Here is a 17,310-nt window from a genome sequence, read left to right as displayed (position 1 = left end):
CGGCGGCCACCGGTCGCCGAGCACGTGCTCGTTGAGTGCCTCGCCGCTGCCCACGCCGAGCCGGAAGCGGCCCCCGAACTGCACGGCGCAGGTCGCCGCTGCCTGGGCCGTCACCGCCGGGTGCAGTCGCACCGTGGGGCAGGTCACGGCGGTCTCCACGGGCAGCGACGTGGCCTGCGAGAGTGCCCCGAGCACCGACCACACGAACGGGCTCTGGCCCTGCTCGCCGTTCCACGGGTGGAAGTGGTCGGAGATCCACAGCGCGGTGAAGCCGGCCTGTTCGGCCATCCGCGCCTGCTCCACCAACTCCTGCGGTCCGTGCTCCTCGGCGGCGAGGAAGTAGCCGTACGTGGTCACTGTGACTCCCTTGGGCGATGGGTCGGCACCGCTCGTTGGGGCCGGGTAACCGCTGGTGGCCAGCGGAAACCTGTTCGCCCGAGGTCGATCGCCGGTCGGCCGGCCGGTTTTCCGACGCCGATGGCGGGTACCGGGGCAGGGCCGCCGGATACCGGCCGGTGTGCGGGGCGGCGCCCGGCCCCTACGGTGTGGGTCGCCGGCGGGCGCGCGGACCGCCCGACCCGGCGGAGCGTCCGGAGCCGCAGCGGCCCCAGACGCCACTGACCAGCGGGGACCCATCCCGCTGCACCGCCCCGCGCGGCACGGGCCGCCTCGGGAAGACCCCCGCGGCCCGTCCCCGTGAGCCGGTGCGCCGGCCGCGCACCGGACCTGACCACAACGCCCTTCGAGGAGGCACAGCACCATGCCCCGAGGTTCGAGCAACAAGCGCGAGCGGCAGTACGAGAAGATCAAGGAGAGCCAGGAGGAGCGCGGTGCCAGCACCAAGCGGGCCAAGGAGATCGCGGCCCGTACGGTGAACAAGGAGCGCGCCAGGGCCGGCGAGTCACGGACCGCGAGCCGCACCTCGACGCAGGACATCTCCTCCGGCCGCCGCGGTGGCAAGCGCTCGCACAGCGGCGCGGCCGGCCCCACCCGCGATCAGCTCTACGCGGAGGCCCAGCGCAAGGGCGTCGAGGGCCGCTCGTCCATGAACAAGGCGCAACTGGCGAAGGCGGTCGGCCGCTGAGGCGGCCGGGGCCGGTCGCAGGCCGGAGACACCCGCAGGCCGGCGCCGGGGGCCGGGGTCGCGCAGCCCGCCGTCCGTGTCAGCCCGCCCACCGCGCCAGCCTGGCTCCCGCGGTGGGCGCGCCGGCCCGGGGGGCGCCGGCCCGGGGGGCCATGACGACGAGAGCCGCACCCCAACGGCCGCACAGCCGTAGCCGCAGCCCGAGCCCCCCGGCACAGCCGCAGTCAGAGTCACAGCCGCGGCCTTGGGGGGTGCCACAGCCACGGGTGCCCGCGGCGAGAGCGGTGCACCCCACACCAGCAGCGCGAGGTGAAGCATGGCGGAGAAGCGGAGGACGACGGCCGACGAGCGGGCCACGGTGCGGGCACTGCTCGACGGGCACGGACAGACCTATGCCGCGGAAGCGGGCATCCGGCTGCGGGACACACCGCAGCCGCTCTACCAACTCCTCGTACTGGCCGACCTGCTGAGCGCGCGGATCAGGGCGTCCGTGGCGGTCGCCAGCTCCCGGGCGTTGACCGATGCCGGGTTGCGCAACCCCCGGCGGATGGCCGGGGCGAGCTGGCAGCAGCGGGTGGACGCGCTGGGCGAGGGCGGGTACCGCCGATACGACGAGCGCACCGCCACCCAACTCGGCGACGGCGCCGCCCTGCTGCGCGACCACTACGGCGGTGACCTGCGCCGCATGCGCGAGGAGGCCGACGGGGACGTGGCGCAGTTGCGCGACCAGCTCCAGGAGGTGCCCGGGATCGGGCCGACCGGTGCCGACATCTTCCTGCGCGAGGTCCAGCTCGTCTGGCCCGAGGTCGCGCCCTACCTGGACGCGAAGGCCCTCCAGGGCGCGGAGCGGCTCGGTCTGCCGGACCGCCCCGACCGCCTCGCCGACCTCGTCGCAGCGAAGGACGCGGCGGCGCTGGCCGCCGGCCTGGTGCGGGCGGCACTCGACGCATCGGTCGCGGAGGAGGTGCGCGAGCGGGCGGCGGCGTAGTCGCCGGGGACCGACGGGCGTGCCGTGGGGCCGGGGCCCCGGCCCGTCCGACCGGCCGCCGACGCCCCGGCACCGGGCCCGACGGCGCCTCCCGTCCGCGCCGTCTTCGGTCCGCGCGGCGCCGGGCCCGCGCGGGGCCCCGGCTCGCGAAGGCCCTCCGCAAGCGCGGGGCACCCCGCCCCGCGCCCGTACCCGCGGCCCTCCGGCGCCCGGGGACCTGAGCACGGAGCCCGCCAGGGCGCCATCGTAGGAAGCCACGAACATCGGGAACGGCAGCTCGGTGGAAGGTACACAGATGGGAACGCGGGTTCGCCACTCGCGGTGTGGATCGGTGATGATGGCGTAGGAGCCGCAGCCCGGACCGCCGTCTCCGCGTCGCCGGCCCGGCGCTGACTCCCCACCCGCCCCTCCGCAATAACCGCAGGTGAGAGAGTTAGCATGCGATTCCTGAACGATGTACGGCCGTCCCATGACCTGACGTACGACGATGTCTTCATGGTGCCCAGCCGTTCCGCGGTCGGCTCTCGACAGAGCGTGGACCTCAGCTCGCCGGACGGTACCGGAACCACCATTCCGCTGGTGGTCGCCAACATGACGGCCATCGCCGGCCGGCGGATGGCGGAGACCGTGGCCAGGCGCGGTGGACTCGTCGTGATCCCGCAGGACATCCCGATCGAGGTCGTCACCGAGGTCATCGGCTGGGTCAAGACCCGCCACCTGGTCCTGGACACGCCGATCGTGCTGGCGCCGGGCCAGACCGTCGCCGACGCGCTGGCGCTGCTGCCCAAGCGGGCGCACGGCGCGGGCGTCGTGGTCTCCGAAGGCCGCCCCGTCGGCGTCGTCACCGAGTCGGACCTGACCGGGGTGGACCGCTTCACGCAGCTCGCCGAGGTCATGTCCAAGGAGTTGCTGGTGCTCGACGCGGACATCGATCCGCGCGTCGCCTTCAACCGGCTCGACGCCGCGCACCGCAAGCTGGCGCCGGCCGTGGACCGCGACGGCAAGCTCGTCGGCATCCTCACCCGCAAGGCTGCGCTGCGCGCGACCCTGTACACGCCCGCGACCGACGCCGCCGGCGGCCTGCGGATCGCGGCTGCGGTCGGCGTCAACGGCGACGTGGCCGGGCGCGCCAAGTCGCTCCTGGACGCCGGCGTGGACACGCTGGTGGTGGACACCGCGCACGGCCACCAGGAGTCGATGATCAACGCGCTCCAGGCGGTGCGCGCGCTGGACCCGCAGGTGCCCATCGTGGCGGGCAACGTCGTCGCCGCCGAGGGCGTGCGCGACCTGGTCGCCGCGGGCGCCGACATCATCAAGGTGGGCGTCGGCCCCGGCGCGATGTGCACCACCCGGATGATGACGGGCGTCGGCCGCCCGCAGTTCTCCGCCGTGCTCGAATGCGCCGCCGAGGCCCGCCGGCTCGGCAAGCACGTCTGGGCCGACGGCGGGGTGCGCCACCCGCGCGACGTGGCCATGGCGCTGGCCGCCGGCGCGTCCAACGTCATGATCGGCTCGTGGTTCGCCGGTACGTACGAGTCGCCGGGCGACCTCCAGCAGAGCGCCGACGGCCGGTTCTACAAGGAGAGCTTCGGCATGGCCTCGGCCCGGGCGGTGCGCAACCGCACGAGCGAGGAATCGGCGTACGACCGGGCCCGCAAGGCCCTGTTCGAGGAGGGCATCTCCACCTCGCGGATGTTCCTCGACCCGGCGCGGCCCGGCGTCGAGGACCTGATCGACACGATCATCGCGGGCGTGCGCAGCTCCTGCACGTACGCGGGCGCTGCTTCCCTGGCGGAGTTCCACGAGCGGGCCGTGGTCGGCGTGCAGAGCGCGGCCGGCTACGCGGAGGGCAAGCCGCTGCACGCGAGCTGGTCCTAGCGGCAGACCGCGCGGCCCGGGGTGACCGCTCCGGGCCGCGCGTCCCTCCGAGGCGGTAGGTCGCGCGCCCCTTCGCGACGGCTAGGCCGCGCGCCCCTCCGCGAACAGCATGCGGACGTCGATCGCACCCTGTCGCAGCGCCGCCGCGCGGGTGTACTCGGGCGAGGCGTGCCACTCCTTGAGCCGGTCCAGGTCGGGGAACTCCAGCGTGGTCACCACCCGACCGGCCGGCCAGTCGCCCTCGATGACCTCGGGGACGGTGCCCTGGATCAGGTAGCGCCCGCCGTAGCGCGCGATGGACTCCTCGGCGAGCACCCGGTAGCGGGCGGCCACCTCGGGGTCGTGGACCTCGGCGTCGACGAGTACGTAGGCAGGCATGGCGAACTCCCTCCAGCGCGGCCGGCGGCCGGGCTGATACGGCGGAGAAACATGACACGCCGTATAGTTATGGAACGCCGGAGATTTGGCAACGAGGGCCAGGCCCGGCGACGGACCGAGACAGCAGCGGATCGAGGGGTGGCACGGTGGGCGAGACGACGGGTGTGGTGATGAGCCGACGCGAGCGGCTGCGCGCCGAGGCGACGGGGCAGATCCTGGAGATCGCACTGCGGCAGTTGACCACCGAGGGCCCGGGGGCGATCTCCCTGCGCGGCATCGCGCGTGAGATGGGCATGACGCCGCGCGCCATCTACAGCTACTTCGCCACCCGCGACGACCTGGTCACCGCGCTGATCGGGCAGATGAGTTCCGCTCTCGCCGAAGCCCTGGAAGCGGCCAGGGACGCGGCCCCCGCCGACCCCGAACAGCGCCTGCTCGCCTGGGGTCAGGCCCTGCGTACCTGGGCGCTGGCCAACCCGCAGGGCTTCCACCTGGTCTACGGTGACCCGATCCCCGGCTATCAGCCGCCCGCGGGGGCCGGGCCGCTCGCCGAGGCCGCGCTGCGCATCTGCGGTGGGCTCAACCGCTTGGTGGCCGAGGCGAGCGCGGACCTCCGGCGGCCGGCCACTGGCGACGAGGAGGAGCAGGTAGCCGACTGGTCCGGGTTCCCGCCGGCCTATCGGGAGCGGGTGCGCGCCGAAGTCCCGGGCCTCACCCCTGCCGTCGCCGCCCGCGCGCTGCGCGTGTGGGGCCGGCTGCACGGGCTGGTGACCCTGGAGATCCACGGCCATCTGGGCCCGGTCTACACCGATCCGGCCGCGCTGTACCGGGCCGAGACGCTGGACCTGGTGCGCGGCCTCGGCCCCGCGGCGGGCCCGGCCCCGGCCGCGACCCCGGCGGTGGACGCGGACGCCTGAGCCGCGCGACCGACCGGGCCGACGGGGCGGCCTGAGTCGACCAAGCCGGCCCTGCCCACCGCGTCAACCAGGCCCACCAGGCCAACCAGTCCCGCCGGGCCCGCCGCGCGCCGCCCGGTCCGCCCCGATGGGCAACCCGCCTACGTACGAGGTCTGTTCGCACCCGCGCGGCCCGTGTTGTGATGGCGGGATGGACGCTACGCCACGCGCGGGACACCGGGGGACCGGGCCGGGGCCCATCGCGCCCGACGGATGTGCGGTGGAGATGTACGCACGGCTGCCGGCCGGCGACGAGCCGGCGATCGTGGCCGCCCACGCACCCGCCGGCGCCAGCCTGCTCGAACTCGGCTCGGGCGCGGGCCGGCTGACCAGGCCGCTGCTGGCCCGCGGCTTCCAGGTGGTGGCGGTGGACGAGTCGCCGCAGATGCTGGCGTACGTCACGGAGGCCCGCACGGTCTGCGCGCCGATCGAAGGGCTCGACCTCGGCGAGCGGTTCGACGTCGTGCTGTTGGCGTCGTTCCTGGTCAACACCGCGGACGCGGCACTCTGCGCCGAACTGCTGGCGAGTTGCGCGCGCCATGTCGCGCCGGACGGCTGCGTACTCATCCAGCGCGAGAACGACCAGTGGCACGACGAGTCGAGGGTCCCCAGGGAGTGGGAGCGCGACGGTCAGCGCATCAGGATCGCCGCCGTGGAGCACCGTGGCGCCGACCGGGTCGCGGTGCGCATGGAGTACGGGTTCGAGGACGCCGAGTGGAGCCACTCCTTCGTCTCGCGCGTGGTCCCCGACGCCCTGTTCGAGGCCGAACTCGCCGCCGTGGGGCTGGCGTTGGACCGCTATCTGACCGATGACCACAGTTGGGCACGGGCCGTACCGGCACCGCGCGACTGACCGCGACACGTTCCGCGGGCCGCCCGCATCCGCCGCCCGGGCCCCCGGGCGCCGTTCGCCAGCCGGGCGGCTAGCCTCTCGCCCGCGCCCGGCGCAGGAAGCCGAAGCCGGCGATCCCGTACGCGGTGACGGCACCGCCCGCGGCCACCGCCCCCCAGGTCAGCGCCCAGTTCCACGGCAGCCCGTAGAAGTGGCCGATACCGTACGCCGCACAGCCCGCGATCAGCGCGCTGACCAGGGCGGACCAGACGTAGCGGGCGCGGGAGTCGACCCGGCTGGGCAACAGGTTCACTAAGAGCTCGGCGAGCAGCATCATCGGCGATCCGGCCTCTCCTGAGGTGTGGACCAGTGTCCCAGGGGGCTCGGACGGGCGGGTGGCAGGGCGATCGGGCGGGGGCGCCGGGCGGCCCGTGCGGTGGTGCTCGTGTGACGATGGGCTTGATCCACCGTTCCGCCCACCGGTCGCTGCTGGCCGGGCGCCGTAGAGAAATGAACCATCCGCCGTGCGACTGAACCCGCTGGACGAACGCATCGTGCACGCCCTCGCCGAGGACGCCCGCCGCTCGTACGCCGACATCGGCGCCGAGGTCGGCCTCTCGGCCCCCGCCGTCAAGCGGCGCGTCGACCGGCTGCGGGCGGAGGGGGCGATCACCGGGTTCACGGTGCGGGTGGATCCGGTGGCGCTCGGCTGGCAGACCGAAGGGTTCGTCGAGCTGTACTGCCGGCCCAACACCTCGCCCCGGGACATCCACCGGGGCCTCTCGCGCTACCCGGAAGTGGTCTCCGCCTCCACCATCACCGGCGAGGCGGACGCCATCGTGCAGGTCTTCGCCTCCGACATGCGGCACTTCGAAGGGGTCCTGGAGCGCATCGCCGGCGAGCCCTTCGTCGAGCGGACCAAGTCCGTCCTGGTGCTCTCGCCGCTGCTGCGCCGGTTCAGCTCGGGCGCGCCGACGTAGCCGGTGGGGGGCCGCCCGGCCCGTGGGCGGGCACGCGGCGGGGATGGGCAGTGGGGGTACGCGGCGGTCGCGGGAGCGGGTGCGCGCCGGGGACGTGGAACCCGCAGGGGCGGCCACCGGCCGCGCGATCCGTGCGCGCGACCGGTGACCGCCGGAACCGGACGGTCCGCCGGTGAGCCCCGCCCCGGGGAGGGGGACGGGCAGCGGGTGCCGGGCTCGTGGCCGGCCGTGCTCCAGGCGGCCGTGTCACGGGCCCGGCGTCGGGTCAGCGCCGATGGCACAGAGCGGCCACCATCGGCGCGGACCGGTCGTCCGGCCGCCCGGCGCGGGGTGTGACGGCCCCGGGCCGGGGGTCTGGCAGGGGAGCGGAGAGCCGGCCCGTACGCCGCCCGGGCGGGCGGGGTACGGCGGGTGCCGCGACGGCGGGCCGGCTCAGTGCGGCGGGAAAGTCTCGGTGCGGCGGGGACTACCGCGGGTCCATCGAGATGACCGTGAAGTCGCCGCGCTCCACCGTCTCGAAGGGCGCCGAACTCACGCACGGCGGCAGGTCCTTGGTGACCGTCGGGTCGTTGGTGCCGGCCCAGCTGTAGCCGAGTCGGTCCGGCTTGCCGGGGCCCTTGTCGTGCACGGTGAAGCCGACCCGCAGCCCCTTCAGGCCCGGCACGTCCGTCCTGGTGACGATGCCGGTGGCCACGGCCACCTTGCCGCCCGACGCCAGGCAGTCGATCCGGCCCTCGGCGAAGCCCCGCTCGTTCGCGGAGACGTGCCGGAAGCCGAAGGTGCCCCGGGCGGCGTCGGGCTCGCCGTGCGCGTCGAAGAAGAACCGCACGTCATCACCGTCGGGCCGGCTCAGCTTCGCCGCTCCGGTCAGGCTCGGCTCGGGCTGCTCCGCCGCCTGCCGCGCGCCGTGCGCCGCGGGCTGCGCGGCGGGCAGGGGCACCGACGCCGACCCGTCGGCGGGGGCGGCCTGGCCGGCCCGGCGCGTACGGTCGTCCGTACCGCCCCCGTCGGACGCGGCAGCGGCACCGGCGGCGCCGGCCGTTAACAGGAGTGCCGCGCCCAGCGCGCCCATCCGCACCCGGGTCGGCGTGGTGGCCGGCATACGGAGGGAGAAACGGCTCATGGTGACCCCTTCCAGACGCCGGTCGGGCGGTTCCCGACCGGCTGTGGCGATGAAGATCAGCCTGCCGCCCGGCCCGGGCCTGGCACATCGCGCCACGGGTTGACCGCGCGTACGCACCTGGTCGCCCCACCACCTGCCGCGCTCCCACCACAGAGGTAGCCAGCCGCCCCGCACCGTGCCACCAAGGGTTGACGGCACCCCGCACCACCTGCGCGAACGCGCGACGCAACGAATCGCCGCACAGCGGCCCTGTTGCGCAACGAATCGTCTCCCGCCGCGCAATGGACGCGCCTTGTCCGACGTCGGCGGCCGGCCGTAGCCTCTAATGGGTCGCGCCGAACCCGCCCGCCGCAACTCGCCGGCGGTCGGTCCGCAGCGCGGCCCCGTCACCGGTGCGGTCCGCCGCCCGCACGTCCTGCCCACCGTCGTGGCCCCCGGGCCCGCCGCACCGTCCGAGGGGTTCCATGACCACGCCGCGCACCGCCCTGCTCCAGAGCTCGGGACGGCCCGGGGACGTCGGCCACAACCTGCGTCTGATCGACGAGGCCGCGGAGCGGGCCGCCGCCGCCGGCGCCCGGCTGCTGACCGTTCCCGAACTGTTCCTCACCGGGTACGCGGTCGGGGGCCGCATCGGCGAGCTCGCCGAGCCGGCCGACGGCCCGTCCGCCGCGGCCGTCGCCCGCACCGCGACCCGGCACGGCGTCGCCGTCTGCTACGGCTACCCGGAGCGCGCCGGCGACCACGTCTACAACTCGGCCCAGGTGATCGGCGCCGGAGGCGAGCGGCTGCTCAACTACCGCAAGACGCACCTGTTCGGGAAGTTCGAGCAGCGCTGGTTCACGCCGGGCGACACCCCCGTGGCGCAGGTCGAGCTGCCGGAGCTGGCCGGCCTCCGGGTCGGGGTCATGATCTGCTACGACGTGGAGTTCCCGGAGAACGTCCGGGCCCACGCGCTGGCCGGCACCGACCTGCTGCTGGTCCCCACGGCGCAGATGCACCCCTTCCAGTTCGTCGCCGAATCCCTCGTCCCGGTCCGGGCGTTCGAGAACCAGCTCTACGTCGCGTACGTCAACCGCACCGGTCCCGAGGGCAACCTTGAGTTCATCGGGCGCAGTTGCCTGGCCGGGCCCGACGGCATCGCCAGGGCCCGCGCCGGCCACCACCCCGAACTGGTCGTCGCCGACCTGGACCCGGCCTTCCTCGCCGAATCCCGGCGGGCCAACCCGTATCTGGCGGACCGCAAGCCGGCGCTGTACACGGCCATCGGCTGACCCAGCCCCGTACGGAACCGGCCGGCCCAACCATCTCGCGCGCGCCCGCGCGCGGGGAGCCGGCCGGATCCTCCGCGCGCGGAAACGGGCCCGCCCTCCCCGCGCGGGGAGGCCGCCCGGCCCCGGCGCGCCCCGCACACCCGCCCGTCCCCACCCCCGTGCGCGCGTCCCCGCCACGCACTCACCCACCTCGTCCCACCCGCGCAGCCACCCACCCTGCACAGCCCGTCCCACCCCGGTCCCGGCTGTCCGGGCCCGCCGCGCCCGCAAGGAGTCGCATCCCATGACGTCCACGGTGCCCACCGCCGTCCACGACGAGCAGTCCCCGCAGCCGGCCAGCCCGCCGCTGACCATGTTCGGCCCGGACTTCCCGTACGCCTACGACGACTACCTCGCGCACCCGGCCGGGCTCGGCCAGGTCCCGGCCACCGAGCACGGGGCCGAGGTGGCGATCATCGGCGGCGGGCTGTCCGGCATCGTCACCGCGTACGAGCTGATGAAGATGGGGCTGCGGCCGGTGGTCTACGAGGCCGACCAGATCGGCGGCCGGCTGCGCACCGCGCGCTTCGACGGCTGCGCCACCGACGACGGGCAGCCGCTCACCGCCGAGATGGGCGCGATGCGCTTCCCGCCGTGTTCCACCGCGCTCCAGCACTACATCGACCTGGTGGGCCTCCGGACCCGGCCCTTCCCCAACCCGCTCGCCCCCGAGACGCCCTCCACCGTCGTGGACCTCAAGGGGCAGACGCACTACGCGCGCACCCTGGACGACCTGCCCGAGGTCTACCACCAGGTGATGGACGCGTGGAACGCCTGCCTCGAAGAGGGCGCGGACTTCGCCGCCATGCAGCGGGCGATCCGCGAGCGCGACGTGCCGGCGATGCGCGCCATCTGGGCGCAGTTGGTCGAGAAGCTGGACAACCAGACGTTCTACGGGTTCCTCTGCGACTCGCCGGCCTTCGCCTCCTTCCGGCACCGGGAGATCTTCGGCCAGGTCGGCTTCGGCACCGGCGGCTGGGACACCGACTTCCCCAACTCCATCCTGGAGATCCTGCGCGTCGTCTACACCGGCGCCGACGACGACCACCGCGGCATCGTCGGCGGCAGCCAGCAACTCCCCGAGCGGCTGTGGGAGCACGCCCCCGACAAGCTGGTGCACTGGGCGCGGGGCACCTCGCTCAGCTCGCTGCACGAGGGCGCGCCGCGGCCGGCGGTCACCCGGCTGCACCGCACGGCGGGCAACCGGATCACGGTCACCGACGCCACCGGCGACGTCCGCACCTACCGGGCGGCGGTCTTCACCGCGCAGAGCTGGCTGCTGCTGTCCAAGATCGACTGCGACGACTCGCTCTTCCCCATCGACCACTGGACGGCGATGGAGCGGACCCACTACATGGAGTCCAGCAAGCTGTTCGTCCCCGTGGACCGGCCGTTCTGGCTGGACACCGACGAGGAGACCGGCCGCGACGTGATGAGCATGACGCTCACCGACCGGATGACCCGCGGCACCTACCTGCTCGACAACGGGCCCGACCAGCCGGCCGTCATCTGCCTCTCCTACACCTGGTGCGACGACAGCCTGAAGTGGCTGCCGCTGTCCGCGAACGAGCGGATGGAGGTCATGCTGAAGTCGCTGCGCGAGATCTACCCCAAGGTGGACATCAGGCGGCACATCACCGGCAACCCGGTGACGGTCTCCTGGGAGAACGAGCCGTACTTCATGGGTGCCTTCAAGGCCAACCTGCCCGGCCACTACCGCTACCAGCGCCGTCTGTTCACCCACTTCATGCAGGACCGGCTGCCCGCCGACAAGCGCGGCATCTTCCTGGCCGGCGACGACATCTCCTGGACGGCCGGCTGGGCCGAGGGCGCCGTCCAGACCGCACTGAACGCCGTCTGGGGCGTCCTCCACCACTTCGACGGCAGCACGGACGCGACCAACCCGGGCCCGGGCGACGTGTACGACACGATCGAGCCGGTGGCACTGCCGGAGGACTGAGGGCGCTGAGCGGGGACGCGCGGGAGCGGGGTGCGGGCGGTCACGCACAGCGCGTACGAGGGGCCGCCCGGTGTGTGGTGCGTACGGGGCGCCGCCAGGCCCCTGACCTCCCCGTGTGCCCCTACGCCCCCGCCACCAACGGCGTCAGCAGCACCCGGCCGACCAGGCCGATGCTGGCGTCCACGCGCTCCGCGAACTCGCGGGCCAGGTCGGGTTGTTCGCGCAGGGCCCACAGGGCGCGGAAGGAGCCCCAGGCCGCGTCACGGGCGCGGTCCAGGCTCCAGGAGCCCACCAGGTGGGTGAGCGGGTCGGCGATGTCGAGCAGGTCGGGGCCCGGCATCAGGTCCTCGCGGATGTGTTCTTCCAGGCCGGTCAGGACGTCGCCGATCCGGTCGAAGTCGGCCTCCAGGGTGCCCGGTGCGCAGCCGAGGGAGACGCAGGTGTCGCGCAGCGCCAGGGCCAGGTCGTTGCCGATGTGCGCGTTGATGCCGGCCAGCGCGAACTGGACCGGCCGCACGCCCGGGTGCCGGCGCAGTTCGAACAGCGGTCTCCAGGCCGCGGGCGGCCGTCTGCCACCGGCCGCCGCGTCCACCGCGGCCAGGTAGCGGGCGGCGAACCTGGCCGCCAACTCCTCGGCCGCCGGCCCCTGGTGGAAGTAGCCGGCGGCCAGCCGGTCCGCGACCTCCTGGGTGACCGCCAGGTAGACCCCGTTGAACACGGCGACCCCGTCCCGCTCGGGCAGCGTGCGCTCAAGCCCGACCATCCGGTGCAGCGCCTGCGCCACGGTCGGCGGGGCGGTGCGCTGCGGGACGGGGCGGGTGGCGGAGCGGTGTTCGGTCTGCGTCATGCGGCCCAGCGTCCCAGCCCGAACGCCTGCCCGGCAGCCCTCGGAGGCCGCTTCCTCATAACGGATGAACCGGGGGCAAGCCGGGTGGCCGGAACGGAACATGGCCGTCCGGCACCGCGGGGGTAGGGCGTTCGTGGGTGTGGAGTGGGCGGCGGTGGGCTCCGATGGGTAGAGCCGCCGCGCCCCCGCGCTACCCGAAGTAATCCGTGGCCGTCCCGGTGCGGACCGTGTCGAGCGTGACGCAGTGCAGGCCGCCGCCGAGCAGTCGGGCGTGCCGCAGGGTGTGTCCTGCGACCTGGACGCCGTGGCGTTCGAGCGCCGCGATCAGTTCGTGCTGGGCGGCGTCGACGATCGCCAGATGGGGGTCGACCATCAGGAGGTTCATCCCGATCCAGGGTGAGCTGAGCGGGTGGGTGCCGGTCGGGGGCTGCGGTTCGTTCATCGGGGGGCACCAGATCCGGTCCCAGGAGCGCAGCGGCGCCGGCAGGTTGTCCTCGGTGACCCGGGCCGGGTTGGCCAGCAGCAGGCCGGGACGGATCAGGGACAGCGTGCTGTCGATGTGGGTGTGGGGGTAGAGGTCGCGGACGGGGTGCAGCCGGTAGTCGCCGAGCGCGGCCAGGGTGTGGGTGAGCCAGGTGAAGCCCATTTCGTTGCCGCTGCCCGAGACCTGGTAGAAGAGGTCACGGCCGCACCGCAGGACGTTGGCCGCCTCGAAGGCCGGTTCGGTGTTCCGCAGCACCGGCCGGCCCGTGTCGTCCACGCCGTACAGGTCCGCGCGCAGTTCGGGCTTGGGCGCGGCGAGCCAGGCAGAGCCGGCGGCCAGGTAGCGCTGGAAGAGCGGGCGCAGTGCGCCGGTCTCGAAGTAGCGGGCCCGCATCGGGCTCGGCACCTCGATCAGCGTCGACCCGACCACCAGCGTGAGGTCGCGCGGGCAGTACGAGTACAGTCCGCGGCTCCTCCAGTGCGGCGTGGCGAACGCCGCCCCGTGGTCGACGGCGGCCGGCCGGTGCACGGTCACACCAAGGCCCTCCAACAACCGCACCAGACACGCCAGGTCCTCCTCGGTCTCCTCGATGACGCGGCGGTCGAACGGCCCGGTGGGCACCCGGGCCACCTCGGGCGCGGTGAGTTCGGGGTGCAGGTTGAGCCAGGACGAGGGGTCGGATGCGGGGAGCCGCGCGCCGACGGCGGTGCCGACCACGACCTCCACCAGGGGCGAGAACTCGTCGTGCGACCCGGCGGCGCGCTGCGGCGGCCCCGTGCGCGTGGTGGCGCCGGCTGGCGTGTTCTCGACCGTGGTCACGACAGGGCTCCTTGCGGGGGACGGGCGCGGGGCAGTGCGCAGCGGTGCGGGCCGTGCGCGGGGGCTGTGCGCAGCGGCACGTACCGGCGGTGGGCGGCGGTGGGTACGGGCGCTGCGCGGCGGTGCGGGCTCACGCGATCACGTGCCGCGCCCCGCGGCGGCGGTGGGCCCGCGGCGACGCGCACGTCATCACGCGCAACAGCCACCGGTCGGTGCCGTCGCCCCGGGCGGCGAAGAGCGTGCGGGCGTGCGCGGCGCGTCGGTTGTCCAGCACCAGCAGGTCGCCCGGGACCAGTACGTGGCCGACGGCCGAGCGTTCCAGGGCCGCCCCGAGCCGCCGCAGCGCGGTCGCCGCCTCCTGGTCGGCGGGGTCCAGGGGCCGCAGGTAGACGGCGTCGTAGCGGAGTTCCGGGTCGGTGGTGCTGCCGCTCAGCACGGGTACCGCCGCCCCGTCCGGTGCCAGGCCCGGGCCCGCCGCATCCGCTGGGCCCGCCAGCCCTGCGAGCTCCACCGCTCCTGCCGCCCCCGCCCCTGCCACGGATTCCGCCACACGACCCGCGGGCGCGTGTGCGAGGTCGGGCCCTACGGTGAAGCGCGGCTCGCGCAGCGTCCGCTCCGTACGGGCGTCGAGACGGGCCGCGCCGACGGCCGAGAACAGCGTGCGGGCCGACGGGTCGCCGCGCAGGCACAGCAGGCCCACGTAGTCGCACCGGTCCGCGCGGAACGCGTCCTCGACGTGCCAGTCGAGGAAGGACCGGCTGCCGCCGCTGGTCTGGGCCCGCTCCTGGCCGGGGACCGGCACCACGTGCTGGACCAGCCGCCCCTCGTAGAGCGCGGTGAACGTGAACGGCTCCCCGAACAGCGCCATCACGCCGAGCAGGGTCAACATGCCCTGGCGCGCGGCGCGGCCCAGCGCCGGTGGGGTGAGGGTGGCCGGCGTCGGCTGGAGCCCGGGGGCGGGGGTGAGGCCGCGTACGACCAGGGCCTGGTGGCGGTTGCCGAGGCTGCGGTGCCGGTGGGCGGCCCTGAGCAGATGGGCGGGGAGCGCGGCGGCCATCGCCGCGCCGGCCTCGGCCGACGCGGCGGGCGAGTGCCACACGTCGGGGTGCGCGTCGTGCAGCGCGCCCGCGAGCCGGGTGATCCGGGCGTTGTCCTGGCCGCCGACGACGACGAAGGACTCGGGCCCCAGGGCGTGGCGCGGCGGACCGGCGCCCGCGGCAGATGTCGCGCCCCCGGCAGGCGCGGCGACCTCCGCGGAGGTGGCGGGCGGCGCGGCGAACGCGGTGGTCGCGCCCGGCGCGAGAGCGTGCGGCGGACGTGGGTCATGGGCGGGTACGGACACCGTGGCCCCCATCGGATCGGTGGCGCGGTGGACGGGCGGGCGCGGTGCCGCGCGGGGTGGCGCCGGCGCCCGTGTCCCCCGCGGCGTGAACTGCCCCCGATGCTCGCCGTCGGCCCCACCCGTCGCAACCGGGACGCGGCGTACGGCCGGCCCCTGGCCCGAACCGTGGTCCGGCCCGTGGCCCGCCTCCGGCCCGGCCCGTGGTGCAGCCCGTACGGTGCGTGCGCCGTACGCCGAGGCCCCGTGCACCACGTCGGCAGCACCCCCCTCCGCTCCGCCCGGCGCGCTGGCCCGCGACCCTCACCCCGCCCGGCACCCCGGCCCGCAGCCGCCCGTACCCCCGTGCCGGGCGGGCGGCCGAACGGGGTAACGGCCGTGATTCACAAGGGAGCTGGCGGATACCGGCCGGCGGTGTGCTCCGCCCACCGCCGCCCCGTGCGGTGCGCGGGCTTATGGCTCGGTTTGCCTCCGATGGGGTGGTCCGCTCATCATCACCCGGGCCCTGCGGTGCGCAGAGCCGTCGCACAGTGGAGAGTGATCATGGCGGGCTTCGGATGGAAGCTGCACGGGGACGGCAAGCGACTGCTGCCGGGGGAAGTCGTCAAGCCGGACGAGCGGCTGTCGTGGGGACGCACCGCCGGGCTCGGCGCCCAGCACGTCGTCTCGATGATCGGCGCGTGCTTCGTCGCCCCGGTGCTGATGGGTCTGGACCCGAACCTGGCGCTGATGGCGTCGGGCGTGGCGACCATCCTGTTCCTGCTGCTCACCCGCGGGCGCATCCCCAGCTACCTGGGCTCCTCGCTCTCCTTCGTCGGCGTCGCGGCCGTCATCGCCGGTCAGGGCGGTGACGCGGGGACGCTGACCGGCGCCCTGTTCGTGGTCGGCGCGGCGCTCGCGCTCAGCGGCGTGATCATCCAGCTCATCGGCGGCCACGTCATCCACACGGTCCTGCCGCCGGCGGTGACCGGCGCCGTCGTCATGCTGATCGGTTTCAACCTGGCGCCCGTGGCCGCCGGCACGTACTGGCCCCAGGACCAGTGGACGGCGCTCGCCACCATGCTCTTCACCGGACTGGCCCTGGTCGTGCTGCGCGGCTTCTGGGCGCGCATCGCGATCTTCCTCGGGCTGGTCTTCGGCTACGTGCTGTCCTGGGTGCTGGACCGCACCGCCGGCAAGATCCACTCGGCGGACGGCTCGGGCAAGGTGACCGACCACTGGCGGGTCGACTTCTCCGGGGTCGCGGACGCGGACTGGATCGGCACGCCCACCTTCCACGCCCCGAGTTTCGAGTGGTCGGCGATCCTGGTCGCGCTGCCCGTCCTGGTGGCGCTGATCGCGGAGAACGCGGGGCACGTCAAGGCCGTCGGCGAGATGACCGGCGACCCGCTGGACGACAAGATGGGCACCGCCATCGCCGCGGACGGCACCGCCACGATGCTCTCCACCGCGGTCGGCGGCCCGGCCACCACCACGTACGCCGAGAACATCGGCGTCATGGCCGCCACCCGCATCTACTCCACCGCGGCCTACTGGGCCGCCGCCGGCTTCGCCGTGCTCTTCGGGCTGTGCCCCAAGTTCGGCGCCGTGGTGGCCGCCATCCCCGGTGGCGTGCTCGGCGGCATCACGGTGATCCTGTACGGCATGATCGGCCTGCTCGGCGCGCAGATCTGGGTGCGCAACAAGGTGGACTTCGCCCAGCCGCTGAACCTGGTGCCGGCCGCGGCCGGCGTCATCGTCGGCATCGGCGGCGTCTCGCTGGAGTTCACCGACAACTTCGAGCTGAACGGCATCGCGCTCGGCACCCTGATCGTGCTCACCGGCTACCACGCCCTGCGCTGGCTCTCCAAGGCCGCCGGCACCCACCACCCGGGCCTGCTGGACGGCGGGACGACCGGGTACGACACGGACGGCAGCGGTGCAGGGCCGGGTGCGGCGCCGGATGGAGCGCGGCCCGGCCCGCGGCCTGACCAGGGCTGAGGGGGGTGCGCCGGGCGCGCGGCGGAGCGTGGGCGCGGCTACGCGTCCCGGCCGCCCCGCGCCGCCCCCGGCGCGTCCGCCGCACCACGTACGGCCCTGCCACCAGCCCCGTCCGACCCACCGCCACCGGGCCCGCGCCCCGTTTCGGCCGGTACCGGCCGGCCCGCCGCGCGCAGGACGCCCGCGCCCGCGATCAGCCCCACGGCCAACAGGGTGACCAGGCCGAAGGAGACCGTGAGCGAGGTCAGGTCGGCCACCGAGCCCATCGCGGACGGAGCGATCAACCCCGAGGTGTAGGTGATCGTCGCGACGCCCGCTATGGCCTGGCTCGGCGCCGGACCGGGGGGGGGGG

16 protein-coding genes and 1 pseudogene are annotated in these 17,310 nt (G+C 74.7%); 9 read left to right on the top strand and 8 right to left on the bottom strand.

What is annotated here, in order from left to right; translation table 11 throughout:
* A partial coding sequence (locus tag ACMA1D_RS09285) for a TIGR03557 family F420-dependent LLM class oxidoreductase (RefSeq protein ID WP_414723389.1) occupies positions 1–357 on the bottom strand: 357 nt, incomplete at its 3' end.
* Between the two features lie 403 nt (positions 358–760).
* Between ACMA1D_RS09285 and ACMA1D_RS09280 the strand changes: the two genes are divergently transcribed.
* The 3 genes from ACMA1D_RS09280 (at position 761) to ACMA1D_RS09270 (ending at position 3,950) form a co-directional block, all read left to right on the top strand.
* Positions 761–1,084 carry a plasmid stabilization protein gene (locus ACMA1D_RS09280; RefSeq protein ID WP_414723388.1) on the top strand — a complete coding sequence of 108 codons (324 nt, stop codon included), beginning with the start codon at positions 761–763 and terminating at the stop codon, positions 1,082–1,084.
* Positions 1,085–1,400: 316 nt separating this feature from the next.
* Complete coding sequence (locus ACMA1D_RS09275) at positions 1,401–2,072, top strand: endonuclease (RefSeq protein WP_414723387.1); 672 nt, start codon at positions 1,401–1,403, stop codon at positions 2,070–2,072.
* Positions 2,073–2,510: 438 nt separating this feature from the next.
* Entirely contained in the window at positions 2,511–3,950 is a 1,440-nt protein-coding gene (locus tag ACMA1D_RS09270; protein ID WP_414723386.1) for a GuaB1 family IMP dehydrogenase-related protein, read from the top strand.
* Positions 3,951–4,031: 81 nt separating this feature from the next.
* Here the strand turns inward: ACMA1D_RS09270 and ACMA1D_RS09265 are convergent, their stop codons facing one another.
* Positions 4,032–4,328, bottom strand: coding sequence for a DUF1330 domain-containing protein (locus ACMA1D_RS09265; RefSeq protein ID WP_414723385.1), 297 nt, complete (start codon positions 4,326–4,328; stop codon positions 4,032–4,034).
* 146 nt (positions 4,329–4,474) lie between these two features.
* On the opposite strand from ACMA1D_RS09265, the gene ACMA1D_RS09260 reads away from it, so the two are divergent.
* Positions 4,475–5,245, top strand: coding sequence for a TetR/AcrR family transcriptional regulator (locus ACMA1D_RS09260; protein WP_414723384.1), 771 nt, complete (start codon positions 4,475–4,477; stop codon positions 5,243–5,245).
* Between the two features lie 190 nt (positions 5,246–5,435).
* A complete protein-coding gene (locus ACMA1D_RS09255) occupies positions 5,436–6,137 on the top strand; it encodes a class I SAM-dependent methyltransferase (protein ID WP_414723383.1) in 702 nt (233 codons plus the stop codon).
* Between the two features lie 70 nt (positions 6,138–6,207).
* Here ACMA1D_RS09255 and ACMA1D_RS09250 read toward each other — a convergent pair whose 3' ends face one another.
* Entirely contained in the window at positions 6,208–6,453 is a 246-nt protein-coding gene (locus ACMA1D_RS09250; protein ID WP_414723382.1) for a hypothetical protein, read from the bottom strand.
* Positions 6,454–6,640: 187 nt separating this feature from the next.
* On the opposite strand from ACMA1D_RS09250, the gene ACMA1D_RS09245 reads away from it, so the two are divergent.
* The gene (locus ACMA1D_RS09245) at positions 6,641–7,096 is read left to right on the top strand and encodes an Lrp/AsnC family transcriptional regulator (protein WP_349991261.1); all 456 of its coding nucleotides are present in this window, start codon (positions 6,641–6,643) and stop codon (positions 7,094–7,096) included.
* Positions 7,097–7,562: 466 nt separating this feature from the next.
* Here ACMA1D_RS09245 and ACMA1D_RS09240 read toward each other — a convergent pair whose 3' ends face one another.
* Entirely contained in the window at positions 7,563–8,219 is a 657-nt protein-coding gene (locus tag ACMA1D_RS09240; protein ID WP_414723381.1) for a Repetin, read from the bottom strand.
* 464 nt (positions 8,220–8,683) lie between these two features.
* Between ACMA1D_RS09240 and ACMA1D_RS09235 the strand changes: the two genes are divergently transcribed.
* Together ACMA1D_RS09235 and ACMA1D_RS09230 are read left to right on the top strand one after the other, a co-directional pair.
* Positions 8,684–9,490 carry a carbon-nitrogen hydrolase family protein gene (locus ACMA1D_RS09235; RefSeq protein WP_414723380.1) on the top strand — a complete coding sequence of 269 codons (807 nt, stop codon included), beginning with the start codon at positions 8,684–8,686 and terminating at the stop codon, positions 9,488–9,490.
* Between the two features lie 283 nt (positions 9,491–9,773).
* On the top strand, positions 9,774–11,489 hold the full coding sequence (locus ACMA1D_RS09230; RefSeq protein ID WP_414723379.1) for a flavin monoamine oxidase family protein: 1,716 nt from the start codon (positions 9,774–9,776) through the stop codon (positions 11,487–11,489).
* Positions 11,490–11,610: 121 nt separating this feature from the next.
* On the opposite strand, the gene ACMA1D_RS09225 is transcribed toward ACMA1D_RS09230, so the two are convergent.
* The 3 genes from ACMA1D_RS09225 to ACMA1D_RS09215 form a co-directional block, all read right to left on the bottom strand.
* Positions 11,611–12,336, bottom strand: coding sequence for a DUF5995 family protein (locus ACMA1D_RS09225; protein WP_414723378.1), 726 nt, complete (start codon positions 12,334–12,336; stop codon positions 11,611–11,613).
* 190 nt (positions 12,337–12,526) lie between these two features.
* Complete coding sequence (locus ACMA1D_RS09220) at positions 12,527–13,639, bottom strand: inosamine-phosphate amidinotransferase 1 (protein ID WP_414723377.1); 1,113 nt, start codon at positions 13,637–13,639, stop codon at positions 12,527–12,529.
* 130 nt (positions 13,640–13,769) lie between these two features.
* On the bottom strand, positions 13,770–14,981 hold the full coding sequence (locus tag ACMA1D_RS09215) for a TauD/TfdA family dioxygenase (RefSeq protein WP_414723376.1): 1,212 nt from the start codon (positions 14,979–14,981) through the stop codon (positions 13,770–13,772).
* A 540-nt stretch (positions 14,982–15,521) separates the two neighbouring features.
* On the opposite strand from ACMA1D_RS09215, the gene ACMA1D_RS09210 reads away from it, so the two are divergent.
* A complete protein-coding gene (locus tag ACMA1D_RS09210; RefSeq protein ID WP_414723375.1) occupies positions 15,522–16,958 on the top strand; it encodes a uracil-xanthine permease family protein in 1,437 nt (478 codons plus the stop codon).
* A 38-nt stretch (positions 16,959–16,996) separates the two neighbouring features.
* Here the strand turns inward: ACMA1D_RS09210 and ACMA1D_RS09205 are convergent.
* Positions 16,997–17,310 (bottom strand): annotated as a pseudogene (locus ACMA1D_RS09205) (MFS transporter); the annotation flags it as partial.

Source organism: Streptomyces sp. 796.1 (assembly GCF_047525675.1).
In the GTDB taxonomy this organism is placed as follows: domain Bacteria; phylum Actinomycetota; class Actinomycetes; order Streptomycetales; family Streptomycetaceae; genus Streptomyces.
The sequence above is the reverse complement of the archived record's forward strand: the minus strand, read 5'-3'. Positions and strand labels throughout refer to the sequence as shown.